The sequence below is a fragment of the Caballeronia sp. 11_S32 genome (genome assembly GCF_056930355.1).
The window spans coordinates 1,359,749-1,378,761 of record NZ_JBXOWH010000003.1 but is presented as its reverse complement, the minus strand read 5'-3'; the positions used below and the strand labels follow the sequence as shown (position 1 = coordinate 1,378,761).

18 protein-coding genes are annotated in these 19,013 nt (G+C 61.7%); 11 read left to right on the top strand and 7 right to left on the bottom strand.

Translation table 11 applies throughout. The features are described from left to right. Window positions 1–9: 9 nt before the first annotated feature. Window positions 10–606: a Spy/CpxP family protein refolding chaperone gene (locus AC1Z32_RS17995; RefSeq protein WP_483479895.1), complete on the top strand. Its 597-nt coding sequence runs from the start codon at window positions 10–12 to the stop codon at window positions 604–606. Window positions 607–673: 67 nt separating this feature from the next. On the opposite strand, the gene AC1Z32_RS17990 is transcribed toward AC1Z32_RS17995, so the two are convergent. Then, window positions 674–1,372 carry a pirin family protein gene (locus AC1Z32_RS17990; RefSeq protein ID WP_483479894.1) on the bottom strand — a complete coding sequence of 233 codons (699 nt, stop codon included), beginning with the start codon at window positions 1,370–1,372 and terminating at the stop codon, window positions 674–676. A gap of 534 nt (window positions 1,373–1,906) precedes the next feature. Between AC1Z32_RS17990 and AC1Z32_RS17985 the strand changes: the two genes are divergently transcribed. From AC1Z32_RS17985 to AC1Z32_RS17965, 5 genes are all read left to right on the top strand, one after another. Further along, window positions 1,907–2,593, top strand: coding sequence for an ABC transporter permease (locus AC1Z32_RS17985; RefSeq protein ID WP_483479893.1), 687 nt, complete (start codon window positions 1,907–1,909; stop codon window positions 2,591–2,593). Between the two features lie 27 nt (window positions 2,594–2,620). After that, window positions 2,621–3,334: an ABC transporter permease gene (locus AC1Z32_RS17980; protein ID WP_062602648.1), complete on the top strand. Its 714-nt coding sequence runs from the start codon at window positions 2,621–2,623 to the stop codon at window positions 3,332–3,334. A 30-nt stretch (window positions 3,335–3,364) separates the two neighbouring features. Beyond that, window positions 3,365–4,144: an ABC transporter ATP-binding protein gene (locus AC1Z32_RS17975; protein ID WP_483479892.1), complete on the top strand. Its 780-nt coding sequence runs from the start codon at window positions 3,365–3,367 to the stop codon at window positions 4,142–4,144. 549 nt (window positions 4,145–4,693) lie between these two features. Then, complete coding sequence (locus AC1Z32_RS17970; protein WP_483479891.1) at window positions 4,694–5,842, top strand: porin; 1,149 nt, start codon at window positions 4,694–4,696, stop codon at window positions 5,840–5,842. Window positions 5,843–6,196: 354 nt separating this feature from the next. Continuing rightward, window positions 6,197–7,330: a porin gene (locus AC1Z32_RS17965; RefSeq protein ID WP_483479890.1), complete on the top strand. Its 1,134-nt coding sequence runs from the start codon at window positions 6,197–6,199 to the stop codon at window positions 7,328–7,330. Window positions 7,331–7,507: 177 nt separating this feature from the next. On the opposite strand, the gene AC1Z32_RS17960 is transcribed toward AC1Z32_RS17965, so the two are convergent. The 3 genes from AC1Z32_RS17960 to zwf all read right to left on the bottom strand — a co-directional run bounded on the left by AC1Z32_RS17960 (window position 7,508) and on the right by zwf (window position 11,699). Then, the gene (locus AC1Z32_RS17960) at window positions 7,508–9,418 is read right to left on the bottom strand and encodes a bifunctional transcriptional regulator/glucokinase (RefSeq protein ID WP_483479889.1); all 1,911 of its coding nucleotides are present in this window, start codon (window positions 9,416–9,418) and stop codon (window positions 7,508–7,510) included. Then, window positions 9,399–10,109 (bottom strand): 6-phosphogluconolactonase, encoded by a 711-nt coding sequence (gene pgl, locus AC1Z32_RS17955; protein WP_483479888.1) that lies wholly within the window; start codon window positions 10,107–10,109, stop codon window positions 9,399–9,401. Before pgl ends, AC1Z32_RS17960 begins: the two co-directional genes overlap by 20 nt. 129 nt (window positions 10,110–10,238) lie before the next feature. Further along, on the bottom strand, window positions 10,239–11,699 hold the full coding sequence (gene zwf / locus AC1Z32_RS17950) for a glucose-6-phosphate dehydrogenase (RefSeq protein WP_483479887.1): 1,461 nt from the start codon (window positions 11,697–11,699) through the stop codon (window positions 10,239–10,241). 595 nt (window positions 11,700–12,294) lie between these two features. Between zwf and AC1Z32_RS17945 the strand changes: the two genes are divergently transcribed. The 4 genes from AC1Z32_RS17945 to AC1Z32_RS17930 all read left to right on the top strand — a co-directional run bounded on the left by AC1Z32_RS17945 (window position 12,295) and on the right by AC1Z32_RS17930 (window position 16,649). Further along, window positions 12,295–13,548: an ABC transporter substrate-binding protein gene (locus AC1Z32_RS17945; RefSeq protein ID WP_483479886.1), complete on the top strand. Its 1,254-nt coding sequence runs from the start codon at window positions 12,295–12,297 to the stop codon at window positions 13,546–13,548. A 161-nt stretch (window positions 13,549–13,709) separates the two neighbouring features. Continuing rightward, window positions 13,710–14,648 carry a carbohydrate ABC transporter permease gene (locus tag AC1Z32_RS17940; RefSeq protein WP_483479885.1) on the top strand — a complete coding sequence of 313 codons (939 nt, stop codon included), beginning with the start codon at window positions 13,710–13,712 and terminating at the stop codon, window positions 14,646–14,648. Beyond that, window positions 14,638–15,495: a carbohydrate ABC transporter permease gene (locus tag AC1Z32_RS17935; protein WP_041730209.1), complete on the top strand. Its 858-nt coding sequence runs from the start codon at window positions 14,638–14,640 to the stop codon at window positions 15,493–15,495. The genes AC1Z32_RS17940 and AC1Z32_RS17935 overlap by 11 nt, the downstream gene beginning before the upstream one ends. Window positions 15,496–15,530: 35 nt before the next feature. Further along, window positions 15,531–16,649, top strand: a complete 1,119-nt coding sequence (locus tag AC1Z32_RS17930) for an ABC transporter ATP-binding protein (RefSeq protein WP_483479884.1) — start codon at window positions 15,531–15,533, stop codon at window positions 16,647–16,649. A gap of 701 nt (window positions 16,650–17,350) precedes the next feature. Here the strand turns inward: AC1Z32_RS17930 and AC1Z32_RS17925 are convergent. Both AC1Z32_RS17925 and AC1Z32_RS17920 read right to left on the bottom strand, forming a co-directional pair. Further along, complete coding sequence (locus tag AC1Z32_RS17925; protein WP_483481670.1) at window positions 17,351–17,695, bottom strand: Imm8 family immunity protein; 345 nt, start codon at window positions 17,693–17,695, stop codon at window positions 17,351–17,353. Between the two features lie 74 nt (window positions 17,696–17,769). Then, window positions 17,770–18,204 carry an RHS repeat-associated core domain-containing protein gene (locus tag AC1Z32_RS17920; protein ID WP_483479883.1) on the bottom strand — a complete coding sequence of 145 codons (435 nt, stop codon included), beginning with the start codon at window positions 18,202–18,204 and terminating at the stop codon, window positions 17,770–17,772. A gap of 271 nt (window positions 18,205–18,475) precedes the next feature. On the opposite strand from AC1Z32_RS17920, the gene AC1Z32_RS17915 reads away from it, so the two are divergent. After that, complete coding sequence (locus tag AC1Z32_RS17915) at window positions 18,476–18,661, top strand: SymE family type I addiction module toxin (RefSeq protein WP_483479882.1); 186 nt, start codon at window positions 18,476–18,478, stop codon at window positions 18,659–18,661. 68 nt (window positions 18,662–18,729) lie between these two features. Here AC1Z32_RS17915 and AC1Z32_RS17910 read toward each other — a convergent pair whose 3' ends face one another. Then, complete coding sequence (locus AC1Z32_RS17910; RefSeq protein WP_483479881.1) at window positions 18,730–19,005, bottom strand: DUF7710 domain-containing protein; 276 nt, start codon at window positions 19,003–19,005, stop codon at window positions 18,730–18,732. Between the last annotated feature and the right edge of the window lie 8 nt (window positions 19,006–19,013).

Sequence of the window (19,013 nt, the reverse complement as noted above, 5' to 3'; positions counted from 1 at the left end):
AGTATCAAGATGGCCAAGCAATACCGCATCCTCACTGCCGCCGCCGCTGCAATCGCGCTGACCTTCGGCACGGCCTACGCCGCCACGAACGACGCGCCGCCCGCGCCGGCCCCCGGCGGCCCGGCGATGATGGACGGCCACGGCGGCCACGGCGGACATCGCATGGAAATGCGCATGCAGAAGCAACTGGACGAACTGCACGGCCAGTTGAAGCTGAATGCGGATCAGGAAAAGCTGTGGCAGACCGCGCTCACGACGATGAAGCAGAACCATCAGGCGATGCGTGAAAGCCACAAGCAGATGCACGACCAGTTCAAGTCGATGGAAAACCAGCCGATCCTCGATCTGAACGCGATGCACGCCGCGCATCAGAAGATCGAGGCGCAGAACGCGCAACTGCGCGAGCAGACGGCGACCGCGTGGCTCAACTTCTATAACGCGCTGAACGATCAGCAGAAGACCACCGTCAGCACCGCGCTCAAGAAGCACTTCGCGAAGATGCACGAGCATCAGCAGAAGATGCACGAGCGCTGGGGCAAGCACCGCGGCGCCCCGGACGGCGCTCCGGGTGCGGCAGCGGGCGCATCGGCCACCGCGAAGCCGTAAGCTGGCCTGCGCATGAAAAAGGCCGCGGGGCAAACGCTCCGCGGCCTTCGTCACATTCGGACAACGATCAGGCGAGATCGAACAGCAGCACTTCCGCGCTCTCGCCCTTTTCCACCGTGACTTTCGACACGTTCTCGAGCTTGGCGGCATCGCCCGCGCCGAGCGCCTCGCCGTTTACCGTCACCGCGCCGCGCGCCACGTGCACATAGACGCGGCGGCCGGCCGGCACGTCGAAGTCCGCGCGCTCTTCGCCATTGAAGAGGCCTGCGAAGATGCGCGTGTCCGCACCGATCTTCACCGAGCCGTCCGCGCCTTCCGGCGATGCGATCACGCGCAGGCGGCCGCGCTTGTCCTCGTCCGTGAAGCGCTTTTCCTCGTAGCCCGGTGCGCCGCCCGGCGCATCCGGAATGATCCAGATCTGCAGGAAGTGGGCTGTGTCCGTCGGCGAGCCATTGAACTCGCTATGGCGCACGCCGGTGCCCGCGCTCATCCGCTGCACATCGCCAGGACGGATCGTCGAACCGTTGCCCATGCTGTCTTTATGCGCGAGCGCGCCGTCGAGCACGTAGCTCACGATTTCCATGTCGCGATGCCCGTGCGCGCCGAAGCCCTGCCCGCCCGCGACGCGGTCTTCGTTGATCACGCGCAGCGCACCGAAGTGCATGTGCTCCGGATCGTAGTAATCGGCGAAGGAGAAGCTGTGATACGAGTCCAGCCAGCCGTGGTTGGCGTGACCCCGTTCGTTGCTGCGGCGAATCTCGATCATGATGTTGGCTCCCGCCCAAGGCGTTGTTTTGCGATGGAGAGAATGTAAGGGCGCCGCCCCTTCAAAACAACGCGCGCGGCGGCACTACATTGTTCCGCTGGTGCATGTAATCGGACAGCTCCGGCTTCGCACCCGCGCGTCGGCCGCGTTCGGGTAAAATACCGCGCTTTTCGGCATGGCAACGGATGGCGATCGCCCGCGAGCCGCCCGCGCCGGGCGCTCGGATACGGGAAAGCCGGCGCGAAAACCGCGCGACGGCAGGGTTAGCAGCAACGGCGGCGCGCAATTTTGACCATCTAGAATACCGACCGCCGGCCACGAAGCCGGAGAAGGCCGATGAAGGGACAGCCGGGTCGCGCGGGGCATGCGCCACCGGCTGAGGAGAAACATGAATAGTTTGGCATTGCGCGCAACGCCGTCATCCACGGGCGCTGCGGCCAGGGCGTGGGCCTGCGGAACATCCCGCGCGGACGACCACCGCGCGCCGCGCCCATCGCACTCCATGCACGCAAGGCACCTTACCAAGGAATCACCATGTTGCAAGGCTACGGTCCGCTGATCCTCGCGGGCACCTGGCAGACCGTCAAGCTGGCGGTGCTGTCGCTCGCGTTCGCCTTCGTGATCGGCCTGATCGGCGCGGCGGCGAAGCTCTCGAAAAGCCGCGTGGCGTCGGGCGTCGGCACCGTCTACACGACGCTCATCCGCGGCGTGCCCGATCTCGTGCTGATGCTGCTGCTCTTTTACAGCATACAAATCTGGCTGAACCTCTTCACCGACGCGATGGGCTGGGACCAGATCGACATCGATCCGTTCCTCGCCGGCATTCTGGTGCTGGGCTTCATCTACGGCGCGTATTTCACCGAGACGTTCCGCGGCGCCTTTCTCTCGGTGCCGCGCGGCCAGCTCGAAGCGGGCGTGGCCTACGGCATGACGTCGTGGCAGACCTTCTCGCGCATCATGTTTCCGCAGATGATGCGTTTCGCGCTGCCCGGCATCGGCAACAACTGGCAGGTGATGGTCAAGGCGACCGCGCTCGTGTCGATCATCGGTCTCGCGGACGTCGTCAAGGCCTCGCAGGACGCCGGCAAGGGCACGCTGCGCTTCTTCTTCTTCACGCTGATCGCGGGCGCGATCTATCTCGCGATCACCACGATCTCGAATCTCGTGCTGATCTGGCTGGAGCGGCGCTATTCCATCGGCGTGCGCAAGGCTGACCTCTAATCGGTCCATTCAAGAGCGGCAGGGATCATGATCGAAATCATCCAGGAATACTGGAAGAACTACCTCTTCACCGACGGCTACCGCATCACCGGTCTCGCGATCACGATGTGGCTGCTGGTCATTTCCATCGGCCTCGGCTTCTGTCTTTCGGTGCCGCTCGCGGTCGCGCGCGTGTCGAAGAACAGGCTGCTCTCGCGCGCGGTGTGGCTCTATACCTACGTGTTTCGCGGAACGCCACTCTATGTGCAACTGCTGCTCTGCTATACCGGTTTGTATAGCCTGCAGGTTGTGCGCGATCACATGCTGCTCGCCGAGTTCTTCAGGAGCGGCATGAACTGCACGCTGCTCGCGTTCACGCTGAACACGTGCGCGTACACGACCGAGATCTTCGCGGGCGCGATCAAGGCGACGCCGTATGGCGAGATCGAAGCGGCGCGGGCGTACGGCATGTCGGGCTTCACGCTTTATCGTCGGGTGATTCTGCCGTCGGCGCTGCGGCGTGCCTTGCCCTACTACAGCAACGAGGTGATCCTCATGCTGCACGCGACGACCGTCGCATTCACGGCGACCGTGCCGGACATCCTCAAGATCGCGCGCGATGTGAATTCGGCGACGTATCAGTCGTTCGAGGCGTTCGGCATCGCCGCCCTGCTCTATCTCTGCATTTCGTTCGCGCTCGTGTGGCTGTTCCGCCGCGCCGAGCATCGCTGGCTCGCGTATTTGCGGCCGCAAGGCAAATAAAAGTCCATCGCGCGAGGCCAAGGACCGCTCATGAATTCCCAGAAGCACAAGCTTGTCGTCGACGACATTCACAAGCAGTACGGCAGCAACGAAGTTTTGAAGGGCGTCTCGCTCAAGGCGAACGCCGGCGACGTGATCAGCATCATCGGCTCGTCGGGCTCGGGCAAGAGCACGATGTTGCGCTGTATCAACTTCCTGGAGCAGCCGAATCAGGGGCGCATCTTTGTCGATGGCGACGAAGTCCGCACGATGAAGGACAAGAACGGCGCGTTGAAAGTAGCTGACCAGAAGCAGTTGCGCCAGGTCCGCTCGAAGCTCTCGATGGTGTTCCAGCACTTCAATCTCTGGTCGCACATGAACGTGCTCGAGAACGTGATCGAGGCGCCCGTGAACGTGCTCGGGCTCTCGAAGAAGGAAGCCGAGGAGCGCGCGCGCACGTATCTGGAGAAGGTTGGCCTGGCGCCGCGTGTGGAAAAGCAGTATCCGTCGCATCTGTCGGGCGGACAGCAGCAGCGCGTGGCGATCGCCCGCGCCCTCGCGATGCATCCCGACGTCATGCTCTTCGACGAGCCGACCTCCGCGCTCGATCCCGAACTCGTCGGCGAAGTGCTGAAAGTGATGCAGACGCTCGCCGAGGAAGGCCGCACGATGATCGTCGTCACGCACGAGATGGCGTTCGCGCGCAACGTGTCGAATCACGTGGTGTTCCTGCATCAGGGGCGCATCGAGGAAGAAGGCCATCCGGATGCCGTCTTCGGCAATACGAAGAGCGAGCGCCTCAGGCAGTTCCTGTCGGGCAGCCTGAAGTAAGAAGCGGCAACAAGAGCAACCTTCCACTCCAGAAAAGGCGCCCGCGAGGCGCTTTTTTTGCGTCCGCGCGCGGGCCTGCCGATCTCTTTCCCGCGCCTCTTCCACCTAGCGCCGCGCTACGTTCGCGTCAATAGGCGACAAACCTGACCCTGAAACTTACAAGGCGCTGAAGCCCTGATGGCGTAAGGCTTTGCGGGGCGTTTCCCATCCTGTGGGTAGCTTTCCTACCACATGGGCATTGCATTTTTGACACAAACATCCGGGGAGAGTCGATTTTCTTTGGCGGCTATAACGTATTTTGTTAAATTGGTAACGAAAGTACCAAAACGAAGTACCCAAAAAGTAGTTTTACTTCAAAAGTCCAAAAGAAACGGAGGAACGACACCGATCGACGGATCGGCGTCGGGTTCGTGCCCACGACGCGCGAATCGCCACAGCACCACAGCCCGCGCGTGTCCTTCCTCTGAAAACAATTTTCGGTTGGGTGCGCTCGCATCGAACCACACAGCAGCACTTGGGTTCCATTTTCTGACAGGGTTGGAGGAGATGATGAAGAAAGCTTTGCTCGCGTCGGCAGCACTGCTGACGTTCAGCGCGGTGGCGCACGCTCAAAGCAGCGTGACGCTGTATGGCCGCCTGGACGCCGGGCTGGAATATATGAACGGTGTGCCGACCGGTCCGGCCGGCGCGCCCGCCACCGGCAGCTCGCACCGCTTCAAGGCGGAAAGCGGCGACTGGGGCACGAGCTTGTGGGGTATGAAGGGTGTCGAAGATCTGGGCGGCGGCTATCGCGCCGTGTTCCAGTTGGAAGGCAGCTTCAACACCATGACGGGTCAAGGCCCGGGCGGCGGCGGTCTCTTCAATCGCTGGGCAACGGTCGGTATGGCGAACAACCAGTTCGGTACCCTGTTGATGGGCCGCATGCTCTTCATCGCGAACGGCGTGTGGGACTTCGATCCGTTCGGCCAGTCGAACTGGTCGTCGGCATCGCTGGTGCGTGGCCGCAACTGGCCGCAATCGAGCAACAACATTTCGTACCAGTCGCCGAAGGTCGCGGGCTTCGACTTCTACGGCCAGTACTCGCTCTCCAACGCGACGAACTGGAACGGTAACGGTACGACCCCGCAAGGCCGCGAGGCCGGCGCGTATATCACCTACACGTCGCCGCTGTTCCAGATCCGCGGTATGTACGATGAAATCCGCAACCCGTCGAACGGTACGCTCGGCGGCGTGTACAACCCGATCGACGGCGGCAACGGTGGCAACGGCGCATACGCGTATTCGCGCGAGTACACGGCGATGTTCAACCTGTTCCTCGGCCAGTTCAAGGTTCAGGGCGCTTACCAGGCGATCCGCTCCTCGGGCATGACGGGCCAGTTGCCCGGCCAGCCGACCACGCTCGATCACGAGTGGGGCGGTGTGACGTGGCAAGCGACGCCGGCGGCGGCACTGATCGCCGCGGTGTACCACGTGAATGGCAACAATGGCGCGGGTAACGCGACCATCTACACGGTCGGCGGCTCGTACAACCTGTCCAAGCGCACCCTGCTCGACCTGCAGGTCGCGACGGTGCAGAACAGCAAGACCGCGAACTACGGCCTGAATGCCAACAACTTCGGCACGGCTGCTTCGACGGACAACCCGTTCCCGGGCCACAGCCAGACGGGCGTGTACGCAGGTATCCAGCACTCGTTCTAATCGACGAGTCCTGAACAGAACATAGCTTCGAGAGTTTTCACGCTGCTGCGAGAGGCGCGTATCGGTGCGGTGCCCGAAAGGGTATCGCACCGTTTTTTATTTGGGCGCGTGGTTATCGGCATCGTGTCCCGCGCGATCTGACGACATTTGTCAAAGCGGCAAGCAAAACTACAAAAGCGCGGGCTCAAATAGGTAGTTCTACTTCAAAATCCTGTCGAAAAATCGGGGAATGCCGGTGGCGATACGCCCGCTGCACGTGTTCTTCCTTCGATAACGGTTCCGGCGCGATGTCCTCGCATCGCGTCGCAGGCAGCAACCACGACTTCAATTTTTTGACAGGGTTTGGAGGAGATGATGAAGAAGGTCTTGCTCGCGTCGGCGGCACTGCTGGCGTTCAGCGCAGCGGCACATGCTCAGAGCAGCGTCACGCTATACGGCCGCCTGGATGCGGGCCTCGAATACATGACCGGCGTACCGACCGGCGCGGGCCCGAACGGCGCGGCGACCGGCAGCACGAACCGCTTCAGGGCGGAAAGCGGCGACTGGGGCACGAGCCTCTGGGGCATGAAGGGCGCCGAGGATCTGGGCGGCGGCAATCGCGCCGTGTTCCAGCTGGAAGGCAGCTTCAATACGATGAACGGCCAGGGTCCGGGCAACGGCGGCCTCTTCAATCGCTGGGCGACGGTCGGTATCGCGAACAATCAGTTCGGCACCGTGCTGCTGGGCCGCGAATTGTTCATCTCGAACGGCGTGTGGGACTTCGATCCGTTCGGGCAGTCGAACTGGTCGTCGGCGTCGCTGGTGCGCGGCCGCAACTGGCCGCAGTCGAGCAACAACGTCTCCTATCAGTCGCCAAAGGTCGCGGGCTTCGATTTCTACGGCCAGTACGCGCTCTCGAATGCGACGAGCTGGAACGGTAACGGCACGACCAATCAAGGCCGCGAGGCGGGCGCCCAGATCACGTACACCGCGCCGGTCTTCCAGGTCCGCGGCATCTATGACGAGATTCGCAATCCCGCCAACGGCTCGCTCGGCGGCAGCTATGGCACGAGCAACGGCGCCTACGCGTACTCGCGCGAATACACGGCGATGCTCAACGTGTTCCTCGGCCAGTTCAAGCTTCAGGGCGGCTATCAGGCCATCCGCACGTCCGGCATGACCGGCCAGTTGCCCGGCCAGCCGACCACGCTCGATCACGAGTGGGGCGGCGTGACATGGCAGGCGACGCCGGCGGCCGCGCTGATCGCGGCGGTTTATCACGTAAACGGCAACAACGGCGCGGGCAACGCGACCTTGTATTCGATCGGCGGCTCGTACAACCTGTCGAAGCGCACGCTGCTGGATCTGCAGATCGCGACGGTGCAGAACAGCAAGACCGCGAACTACGGCCTGAACGCCAACAACTTCGGCTCGTCCGCCGCGACCGACAACCCGCTCCCGGGCCATAGCCAGACGGGTGTGTACGCCGGTCTCCAGCACTCGTTCTGATCGGCGATTCCCGGCGAACCATAGCTTTGTAGAAGGTTTTCACGTCACTGCGAGAGGCGTGTCCGGTGCGATGTCCATATCGATATCGCACCGTTTTTTCGTTCCGCGAACGCGCATGCAAATAAAAAGGCCGCCGATTTCACATCGGCGGCCTTCGCGTTTGATGCCCGAACGCGCTCAGTCCCGCGCCATGCCCGACGCTCCGTGGCTCAGCCAGTCGAGCACCGCGGCGGCGTCATCGTCGCTCGACTGGCGCTTCTGCGCGACCGTCTCGCTTATCTTCCCGCCCGGCTTCGGCGCGGCCCGCCGAATCGCCACGCCGACCGCGAGAATGTCGATGATCACGAGATGCAGAATGCGCGAGATCATCGACAACTGCGACTCGCGGATCTCGATGTGATCGGTTTCGAGCGCGACCGTCGCGCGCTTGGCGAGCGGCGTGTTGCTCGACGTGATCGCGATGACCGTCGCGCCCTGCTGCATCGCCACTTCGAGCACGCGCAGCAGCTCCGGCGCCCTGCCCGATTTCGATACCGCCACGATCACGTCGCCCTTGCCGAGCAGCGCGGCGGAGGCGGCCTGCATGTAGAGGTCGCCATAAGCGATCGTCGGAATGCCGAAGCGGAAGAACTTGTAGTGCGCGTCCTGCGCGACGATGTTCGAATTCCCGAGCCCGTAGAACTCGATGCGCCGCGCGCCGTTGAGAATGTCAATCGCGCGCTCGACGTTGTCGAAGTTCAGATGCTCGCGCAACTGCAGAATCGCGGACACGGTGTTGTCGAGCACCTTCGCGCCGAAATCGGTGGCGGTGTCGCCAAGATGCACCTGGCTGTGGCTCACCGGAATCGTGCCGGTCAGGCCCGTCGCGAGCTTCAGCTTGAAGTCGGACAAGCCCTGGCAGCCGAGCGAGCGGCAGAAGCGGATCACGGTCGGCTGGCTCACATCGGCCTTGCGCGCGATGTCGATGATCGGATCGTTGATGATCGAGCGCGGATGATTCAGCGCGAGATCGGCGACGCGCCGCTCGGCGGGCGTCAACGCATCGCGCATCTGGCGAATGCGCTCGAACACCGCCGATGAGCCGCTGTTCGCGCGGTTCGACAACTGCTCCGAGAGAATCGCGGACACGCCGAGAAACGCCGGATATTCGGCCGTGATGATGTACGTGGGAATGCCCGACAGATATTGCTGGAAGCGCCCTTTCGCCTCGAAGCGCTCGCGAAACGGCGACTTGTGAAACAGCTCGCCCAGCTTGAGCACGATGCCCCCGCCGATATAGATGCCGCCCAGCGCGCCCAGCGTCACCGCGATATTGCCGGAAAACGTGCCGAGGATCGCACAGAAGCAGTTCACCGCTTCGAGCGCGAGCGCTTCGCCGTCCAGGGCGCGGGTCGTGACGTCCGCGGCGTTGAACTTGTCGGCGACGGCGACGTTGTCGCGCTCCGCCAGCGCCCGATAGATCAGCTCGAGCCCCTGCCCCGCGCACACGCGCTCGAACGACACGTGCGCAAACTTGCGGCGCGCATAGCGCAGTACGAGGTCTTCGCGCTCGTCGAACGGCGAGAACGTGGCGTGGCCGCCTTCGCTGCCGAGCGCGATCCAGCGGTCATCGGCCGGAATCAGGCCCGATACGCCCAGACCCGTGCCCGGCCCGAGCAACCCGATCACGCTGTTCTGCCGGCGCGAGCCGCCGCCCACCTGCTCGCGCTGCGCGTCGGTCAGACCGGGCAGCGCCATCGCGAGCGCGGTGAAATCGTTCACGACGAGCAGCGTGTCGAAGCCGAGCGCGCGGCGCGTGGCCTCGATCGAAAAGCTCCAGTCGTGATTGGTCATCTGCACGTGATCGCCGTCGACAGGATTCGCGATCGCGATCGCCGCATGATTCACACGGCCGACCTTCGTGTCCTTCAGATACTGCTGCATCACCTCCGCGATGCCGGGGTAATCGGCGCCCGGATACACGCGGATCTGCCCGATCTCGCCGGGCGCCGTCTCCAGCGCGAAACGCGCATTCGTGCCGCCGATGTCGGCCAGAAGCCGCGGCCCGTCGGCGTGCTGAGTCGCTGTCTTATGCACACCAGTAGACATCGAGCTTCACTCCTTCAGCGTGGGCCAACGTCGAGATGGCGTTCTTTTGCGGCGCGGCGAGCGCCGCGTTCAGTACGTCGAGCTTCTTCTGACCAGCGATGAAGAGATACAGCTGTCCGACCTGCTTCAGCGCCGACATCGACAGGCTCACGCGCGCATGCGGCGCCGCGCCCGGATGCACGGAGATGAAACGGTCCGGCGTCGAGATCGCGAATGCCCATTCCGGCGCATCGGCGAAGATCGAGGCCGTGTGGCCGTCCTCGCCCATGCCGAGCACGGCGACATCCGGCAGACGGCGGCGCGCATCGGCGTTCAATTCGGCGATGTGTGATTCCAGCGGCTTGCCCGTATCGACGAGCGGCAGGAAGTACGCCGCCGCGCCCGCGTTCTGCAGGAGCGTGTCGCGCACGAGCTGCGCATTGCTCGCGGAATCCGTCTCGGGCACCCAGCGGTCGTCGACGAGCGTCACGTCGATGTGCGCCCAGTCGAGCGGCTCGCGCGAGAGCGTCTGCAAGAACGGCTTCGGGCTCGTGCCGCCGGATACCGCGAGCGTCGCGTGAGCGGTTTGTCCCGTGGCGTCGGCCGATGCCGCGCCCCTCGCCGCGAGGGACGCCTTAAGCGCGTCGCTCACGGCTTTCGCCAGCGCGTCCGAGTGGGCGCGTGGATCGTCGAAAGTGCGAAGCTCGATCACTGCTCCTCCTGCTTGTTCTGGTTTATCGATCCGCGTTCCGCTCGCACCATCGCGATGGTGCGCGAAAGCGGTCTCCTGTCTTCCCGTGTCCGCCGCGCGCCTCTTTCGGGCGGCTCCGGCGTCACGCCGTCAATTCTCTTCTTCGCGCCAGCACGTGCCCGCCTGCGCGAGCATCGCGCTCGACGCCGCCGGCCCCCACGTGCCCGCCGCGTACGGCTTCGGCTTGTTGGTGGACGACGCCCACGCGTTCAGGATCGGCTCGACCCAGCGCCATGCCGCTTCCTGCTCGTCGCGCCGCACGAAAAGCGCGAGCCGCCCGTGAATCACGTCGAGCAGCAGGCGCTGGTACGCCTCCATCTGTCCTTCCTTGAAGAACTGATCGAACGCGAGGTCCAGATACACGCTCGCGAGATTCATGCCTTCGCCGGGCTGCTTCGCCAGGCAGTAGAGACGAATCGACTCGTTGGGCTGCAGCCGGATCACGAGCCGGTTCACGCCCGCGCGCAACGCATTCGCGCCGAGCGCCGAGTGCGGCACCGCGCGGAAATTCACGACGATCTCGGCGACGCGGTCCGCGAGCCGCTTGCCCGTGCGCAGGAAGAACGGCACGCCCGCCCAGCGCCAGTTCTCGATCTCCACCTTCAGCGCGACGAAGGTTTCCGTCGTGCTGTCGGGGCGCACGCCCGGCTCCGTCGCGTACGCCGGCACCGCCGCGCCGCGGATCACCCCCGCATGATATTGCCCGCGCACCGCGACGCGGCTGATATCGCGTTCGTCGACCGGCTTGAGCGCGCGCAGCACGCGCAGCTTTTCGTCGCGCACGGAGTCGGAGTCCATCGAGTGCGGCGGCTCCATCGTCACGATGGAAAGCAGTTGCAGCAAGTGGTTCTGCACCATGTCGCGCAGCGCGCCCGTATTGTCGTAGAAGTCGCCCCGCGCTTCCACGCCCAATTCTTCCGCGATCGTGATCTGGATGCTCTCGACCCATTCGCGGCGCCACAGCGGCTCGAAAAGCGCATTGCCGAAGCGCAGCGCAAGCAGGTTCTGCACCGGCTCCTTGCCGAGATAGTGATCGATCCGGTAGATCTGCTCTTCCTGGAAGATTTCGCCGACGGCGTCGTTGATCGCGTTCGACGACTTCAGGTCGTAGCCGAGCGGCTTTTCCAGCACGATGCGCGCGTTCTGGTTCAGCCCGACATTGGCGAGCGCGCGGCAGATCGGCACGAACAGCGACGGCCCCGTCGCGAGATAGAAGACGCGCGTGCCGTCGAACTGCGCGAGGACATCGCGCAGCAGGACGAAATCCTCCGCGCGGCCAAGGTCGAGCCCGACGTACTGGAAGCGATCGAGAAAGCTCTGCCACACGGATTCGTCGACGCCGTTCTTCGACACGTGCGGCTTCACATGATCCTCGACCCAGGCGCGATATTCGCCCTGTTCCTTGGCCTCGCGCGCGACCGAGACGATCCTGCCTGCCGGATTGAGCATGCCCGCGCGATGCGCCTCGAAGAGCGCGGGAAGAATCTTGCGCATGGAGAGGTCGCCGGTGCCGCCGAAAAGTACGAAGGTGAAGTTCGAGTCGCTTTGCATGAGTCTCTACGTGGGTTCGAGAACTGGATGTGAGTCGAATCGGGGCGTACTGCCCATGAGACCATCGGACGCGCCGAGGCGGCCGTAGTCCGATAAAAATTTTTTTGACACTGAATTGTAGTTTAACTACAATCCAAATCAAGAGGAAATGTCATCGACGGAAAAATCGCGCGGTCAATCGGCTGAATCCGGCAGCGCGGTTCTTTCAGAGTAGACGTTCCGAGCGCATGTTAACGGAGCCTGCGGGTCGCCGCTTTCCACGGAAGGCGCCCCATCCGGCCCGGCGGGCGCTCGAGCCTCCCGCTCGCCACCGGGCGCGCCTTTGCGAGGCGGGTTTGCGTGGCAGGGCAAAAATCAAAAGAGGAGACAGCCGTTGCGATTCAACTCACTCATCTCTTGAGAGCCGTGCGGCCGTACATCGGTCTGCCGGCCCGGCACGCCGCGCTCGTGGTGACTTGCGCCTGCCGCTTCCCCGCCGACACCGCCGATTTCCGGCCATTCAGCTTTGCCGTTTTTTGACCACCGCTTCCTAGCACGCTACTGGCGGCATCGGGAGCCAATCGTTTCTTGTTCAGGTGTCTGGAGGAGATAAACAATGAAAGTCCGTAAGCTCATGGGCGCGCTGTGCGCCGCAGGTCTTCTGTGCGGCGCGACGGCGTCGGCGGTTCAGGCTGCCGAAGCCGTTTCCGTGCTGCACTGGTGGACGTCCGGCGGCGAATCCAAGGCAGTCGGCGTGCTCAAGGACGACATGACGAAGCAGGGCTACACCTGGAAGGACTTCGCTGTCGCGGGCGGCGCGGGCGCGGCCGCGATGACCGCGCTGAAGACACAGGTGATTTCGGGCAACGCGCCTTCGGCGGCGCAGATCAAGGGCCCGCTGATCCAGGAATGGGCCGAGCAAGGCGTGCTCGTGCCGATCGATCCCGTCGCCGGCGACTGGAAGAAGAACCTGCCGCCCGAGATCGACAAGATCATCCACGCCGACGGCCACTACGTCGCCGCGCCCTTCTCGGTGCACCGCGTGAACTGGCTGTACATCAACAAGGCTGCGCTGGACAAGGCGGGCGGCAAGGTGCCGACCAACTGGAACGAGTTCTTCCAGGTCGCCGACAAGATGAAGGCCGCGGGCATCATGCCGATCGCGATGGGCGGCCAGCCGTGGCAGGACCTGACGCTGTGGGAAGACGTCGTGCTGTCGCAGGGCGCGGACTTCTACAAGAAGGCGATCGTCGAGCTCGACCAGAAGACGCTGACCTCGGACAAGATGGTTCAGGTGTTCGACACCGTCCGCAAGATCCAGGGCTACTTCGACAGCGGCCGCACGGGCCGTGACTGGAACCTGGCGACCGCCATGGTCATCAACGGCAAGGCCGGCATGCAGTTCATGGGCGACTGGGCGAAGGGCGAATTCGCCGGCGCGAACAAGAAGGCGGGCACGGACTATATCTGCGCGCCGGTGCCGGGCACGGAAAAGGCCTACACCTTCAACGTCGATTCGTTCGTGTTCTTCCAGCAGAAGGGCCAGAAGGCTGCAACGCCGGGCCAGCTCGCGCTTGCGAAGACCATCATGTCGCCTGAATTCCAGGAGCAGTTCAGCCTGAACAAGGGCTCGATTCCGGTGCGTCTGGGCGTCCCGATGGATAAGTTCGACGACTGCGCCAAGAAGTCCTACGCTGATGAACAGACGGCGATCAAATCGGGCGGCTATGTGCCGTCGCTCGCGCACGGCATGGCTCAGGGCGATGCCGTCGCCGGCGCCATGACGGACGTCGTGACGAAGTTCATGAATTCGTCGCAGGATTCGAAGAGCGCGGTTCAGGCGCTCGCGAACGCCGCCAAGACGAAGTAAGGCCAGTGTCCGCCCGGTGCGTGTGCCCATGCACGCGCCGGGCGGTTCGTGAGCCAAAAGTAACGTCGCACCATTCAAGCGCCGCAGCCATCCGCCGCATGCGCGCCCATCCGTGCCGCCCAACGCACGGCACCGCCGGCGCAACTTCCAGGAGTCGAGTCGTGACTGCCTCCATCACCGCGGACAAGAAACCGCAAAATCCGCCCCGTCGCGCCTCACCGACGGCGGCGCTCGCCGATCGCCTGATTCCGAAGCTGGTGCTCGCTCCCAGCATCGTTATCGCGCTCGTTTTCGTGTACGGCTTCATCGCCATCACCGGGTATCTGTCGCTTTCCGAATCGCGGCTCATGCCGCGCTACGACTTCGCCGGTCTCGACCGGTACAGGCAGCTCTTCGCCAACGACGTCTGGTGGACATCCGCCGCCAACCTCGGCTGGTTCGGCATTCCGTTCATCGGCATCTGCGTGTTGCTCGGCCTCTTCCTCGCGATCCTTCTCGATCAGAAGATCCGCAACGAAGGCGCATTGCGCGCGGTTTTCCTCTACCCGATGGCGCTCTCGTTCATCGTGACCGGCACCGCGTGGCAGTGGATTCTGAATCCGAGCCTCGGCCTGGAGAAAGTGTTTCACGACTGGGGCTGGACGAGCTTTTCGTTCAACTGGCTCGGCGATCCCGACAAGGCGATCTTCTGCGTCGTGATCGCGGCGGTGTGGCAATCGACCGGCTTCGTGATGGCGCTCTTCCTCGCCGGTTTGCGCGGCGTGGACAGCGAAATCTTCAAGGCCGCGCAAGTCGATGGCGCAACCTTGCCGACCATCTACCGCAAGATCGTGATTCCCAGCATGCGGCCGGTGTTCTTCTCCGTGCTGCTGATTCTCTGCCACATCACGATCAAGACCTTCGACCTGGTCGTCGCGTTGACGGCGGGCGGTCCGGGAACGTCGTCGTCGCTGCCGGCGATCTTCATGTACACGTTCTCGTTCAATCGTGGACAGCTCGGCGTGGGCGCGGCATCGTCGATGATGATGCTCGCCACCGTCGTCGCGGTGCTCGTGCCGCTCATGTATCTCGAATCGAGGAGCACCCGCAATGCAGCCTAAGATGACCTTGAGCCGCGCCGTCATCTACGCGGTGCTGATACTTTTCGCGCTCTACTTCCTGTTCCCGATCTACGTGATGCTGTCGACGTCGTTCAAGGATCTCGACCAGCTTCGCACGGGCAACCTGCTGACGCCGCCTTCGCACTTCACCTTCGCGCCGTGGGTGAAGGCGTGGCAGGAAGCGTGTACCGGCGTGCGCTGCGACGGCATGCAGCCGTTCTTCATGAACTCGGTGCGCATGGTGATTCCGGCCGTGCTGATCTCGTCGTTCGTCGGCGCGTTCAATGGCTATGTGCTGACGCACTGGCGTTTTCGCGGCGCGGACGCTTTCTTCACGATGTTGCTGGTCGGCTGCTTCATCCCCTTCCAGGCCATTCTGCTTCCGATGGCGCGCCTGCAGGGCTATCTCGGCCTCTCGAACACGACGACCGGCCTCGTGCTCGTCCACGTGATCTACGGCATCGCGTTCACGACGATGTTCTTCCGCAACTTCTACGTGAGCATTCCGGCCGAGCTCGTGAAGGCGGCGCGTATCGACGGCGCGGGTTTCTTCACGATCTTCACGAAGATCCTTCTGCCGGTGTCGCTGCCGATCTTCATGGTGTGCCTGATCTGGCAGTTCACGCAGATCTGGAATGACTTCCTGTTCGGGATCGTGTTCTCGGGCGTGGATTCCATGCCGATCACGGTGGCGCTGAACAACCTGGTGAACACGTCGACGGGCGTGAAGGAATACAACGTCGACATGGCGGGCGCGATCATCGCCGCATTGCCGACGATTCTCGTCTACATGATCGCCGGACGTTATTTCGTGCGCGGGCTGACGGCCGGCGCGGTGAAGGGTTAATCGGGCATCGCCCGATAGAGATATAGAGGATTCACATGGCAAGCCTTTCCATCCGTGACGTGTACAAGACCTACCCGAACGGGGTGCCGGTTCTCAAGGGCGTCAACATCGATATCGAGGACGGTCAGTTCCTGATCCTCGTCGGCGGCTCGGGCTGCGGCAAGTCGACCTTGCTGAACATGATCGCGGGGCTGGAGACCGTGACCCGCGGCGACATCATGATCGACGGCAAGACGGTCAACAATCTGTCGCCGAAGGATCGCGATATCGCGATGGTGTTCCAGTCCTACGCGCTCTACCCTTCGATGAGCGTGCGCGACAACATTTCGTTCGGCCTCAATATCCGCAAGGTGCCGAAGGACGAGCAGAAGAAGATCGTCGATCGCGTGTCGGAGACCTTGCAGATCGGTCATCTGCTCGATCGCAAGCCGGGGCAGCTTTCCGGCGGCCAGCGTCAGCGCGTCGCCATGGGCCGTGCACTCGCGCGCGATCCGGTGATGTTCCTGTTCGACGAGCCGCTCTCGAACCTCGACGCGAAGCTGCGTATCGAGATGCGTTCGGAGATCAAGCTGCTGCATCAGCGCCTCGGCACGACGATCGTCTATGTGACGCACGATCAGATCGAAGCGATGACGCTCGGCGACCGCATCGCGGTGATGAAGGACGGCATCGTGCAGCAGTTCGGCGCGCCGCAGGAAATCTACGATTCGCCGTCGAACCTGTTCGTCGCGGGCTTTATCGGCGCGCCGCCGATGAACTTCATCACGGGCAAGCTCGTCGAGGCGGGCTCGGGCGTCGGGTTGCAACTGGATACGGGCGTCGCGCAGAAAGTGCTGAATCTGCCGTTCGATGCCGGCCGGTTGCGCGGCAAGGTCGGTCAGGACGTGATTCTCGGTTTGCGTCCGGAGCGCATCACGGATTCACGCAGCGCGCACGATGTGTCGGATGCCAGCTTGCAGCCGGTCGACGTGCGCGTCGACGTGATCGAGCCGACCGGGCCGGACACGCTCGTGTTCGCGCAGGTGAACGGCAAGCGCGTCGTGTCGCGCGTGCACCCGGCGTCGAATCCGCAGCCGATGTCGAACATGACGCTGCTGTTCGATGTGTCGAAGGCCGTGTTGTTCGATCTGCAGACGGAGGAACGGCTGGCTTGAGGGTGTGGGTTGGTCGAGTTTGAGACGCCACGGTTCGCCGTGGCGTTTTTTGTTGGGTGATCAAGTTAATGAATCCATGTGCGGATCGAAGTGCCGATGCCGGTAAAAGGCTACATTTTTCGTCTTCTACGATTTCATGCGAGCATTAAATACATTCTGCGCGCACTTGACTTTCCATCAACGACTTTGTCGCAAACACTTTTTAGTGACCACGCTGATTCTTTATTGAGAAACGTAGAGTCATCGAATGCGAGATCATCGATAGGGCGCCTGAAATCTCTTGTTGGAGGATAAGCAAGACTGGCGCAGCTTTCGGAGCCCAAGCGATAGCAAATCCATCTGGTTGGACGCAAACTCATATGGATTGACTACCATCTAATCCAATCGGACCTTGACTGATGAACTACCCAGTATTGAGATCGAAGTACCGATAGTGGTTGTAACGGGCCTTACACGTTCCCATGCGCCACACGCACAACCACCTGCCTTAACCGGATTCCGCGGATGCATTTTCAATGCGTCAGTATTCGTTCGCATGCCACGCCGAGGGGTAAGTTCGCCTAGCTTCGGCGATCAAGCGCGGTTCTATCAAACCGGGACAGCGCATCCGATGCGCATCGAGCTTACCGGATTTCGCGGATGTTCTATTGTGTCGGAACCCAAGACAAGGGCCGCTTTCGCGGCCCTTCCATTGCGTCGACTCAAGCTTGATAGCCATCAAACTCCCAATCAAAATATCCTTTTAAATTTTTAACACACTTAATCCACGTTTCGGCTTCACAGGCTACAACAACATCATTCAACCATCTCCAAAGATTCTCGAAACTGTATCGCTCCATCACTAGCAACGGGCGGGACGCCAAGATACCACTTTCGGAAGCGAGTTGCCGCAGGCCATCTGGTGTTGCAATTCTGATTGAGAATCCGTCTTTCGTTTTTCTACCTTTCTCACCAATCGAGACAGAAATGAATTCGCACACAATGAGTTCATTTTTTGGCAGCCACACCCGAAGATTTTCACCATCGCCCGCGTAAGCAGAATGAATAAATAATCTCAGTTTATATGGATGTGAACATTGGATGACTTCTGCGTATCGAAGAAACGATCGTTGCGGTTTCCCTAGATATGGAAATTCGCTTGCTTACCTGTCCTCGCAAAGTCAGACGCTTTATCGGAAGGGCTTCTATATAGCTTTAGCCGATCAGATGAAGTAAACCCTATCTCGCCATTTCTCCCTCTACTCGTCGTATGGCCTTCACCGACAAACACCCTACCTAAGTGATCTGCCGCGCGACGATCAACAGCAAATGAGCAACCAGTATTCCCTTCCTTTTTCTGAGCCTTCTCCATTATCTGCCTCAGCTGATTACGGAAAGCCTTGTTCGCCAACCCAAGTGTATCGATCCACCGAAAGTCGTTAGGCGCGAACTGATACGGATTGATGCCGCCCGCTAGCTCTATCGGGTCTTGCGAGATGAATTGGTCCGTCTTCGGATCACGGTAACGGAACCGGTTGTAGCAGAGGCTCGACTCCCGATCAAAGTATTGACCCATGAGCCTACCGCTGCTCAACACCTCTCGCCTCTAAATGGTCAACGCCACCGGTCACACCATAATGCGCCTCCCAAACGACCTCGCCGCAAGCCGTCCCGCGCCGTCGTACTCGTACAGCTGATCCAGTTGCGAGCTCAGCCGCAGCCCGCTCAGCCGACCCGCCATGTCATGCGTGAAGCGGATCGGCTCGTGCGCGCCGATCTTCAGTGTTTGTACCTGCCCATGCCCGTCGTAACCGTATTAAAGCACTCCACCCGTTACGGAACGCTTCGTGACCATTCAGCAATCACAGCGATTCAACCGCAACTGGCACAAGCCCGCCCATCTGCGCACCAAACCGCCGCTCTATCCGTGGATGAAACTCGCCGGACGATGGATCGAGCACGCGGGGTTTCACGCAGGGCAGCGCGTCAAGATCAACGTTGAACACGGAAGACTTGTGACTACCGCTGAATAGCGAAAGAAGCTGCAGAACGCGGCCGGCTCTTCTCGATCTTGACTCTTAAAACGCGCATCCGAAGAACCTCAATCTTCTTCACCATCCTCAAAGTGAAAGTGTTCCATTGATGCGCAAGAAAACCTCCCTATGAACTCAGGCGTTCTCTGCGCATCTTTTATTGGATTGAATAATTGCTTTTCAATGGCCCAATCATAAACTCCAACATTAATTGGATAAAGGGTAAGCACGCCAGTTAACTTGTGGCGCCCTATCCATTTTTTTGCATCTTCAAAATTCAAAAATACGCCCGACGGAAAGCTTCCTCCAGACCCGGAGAAAACCCATATTTTTTCAAGATCCATGACCTTCG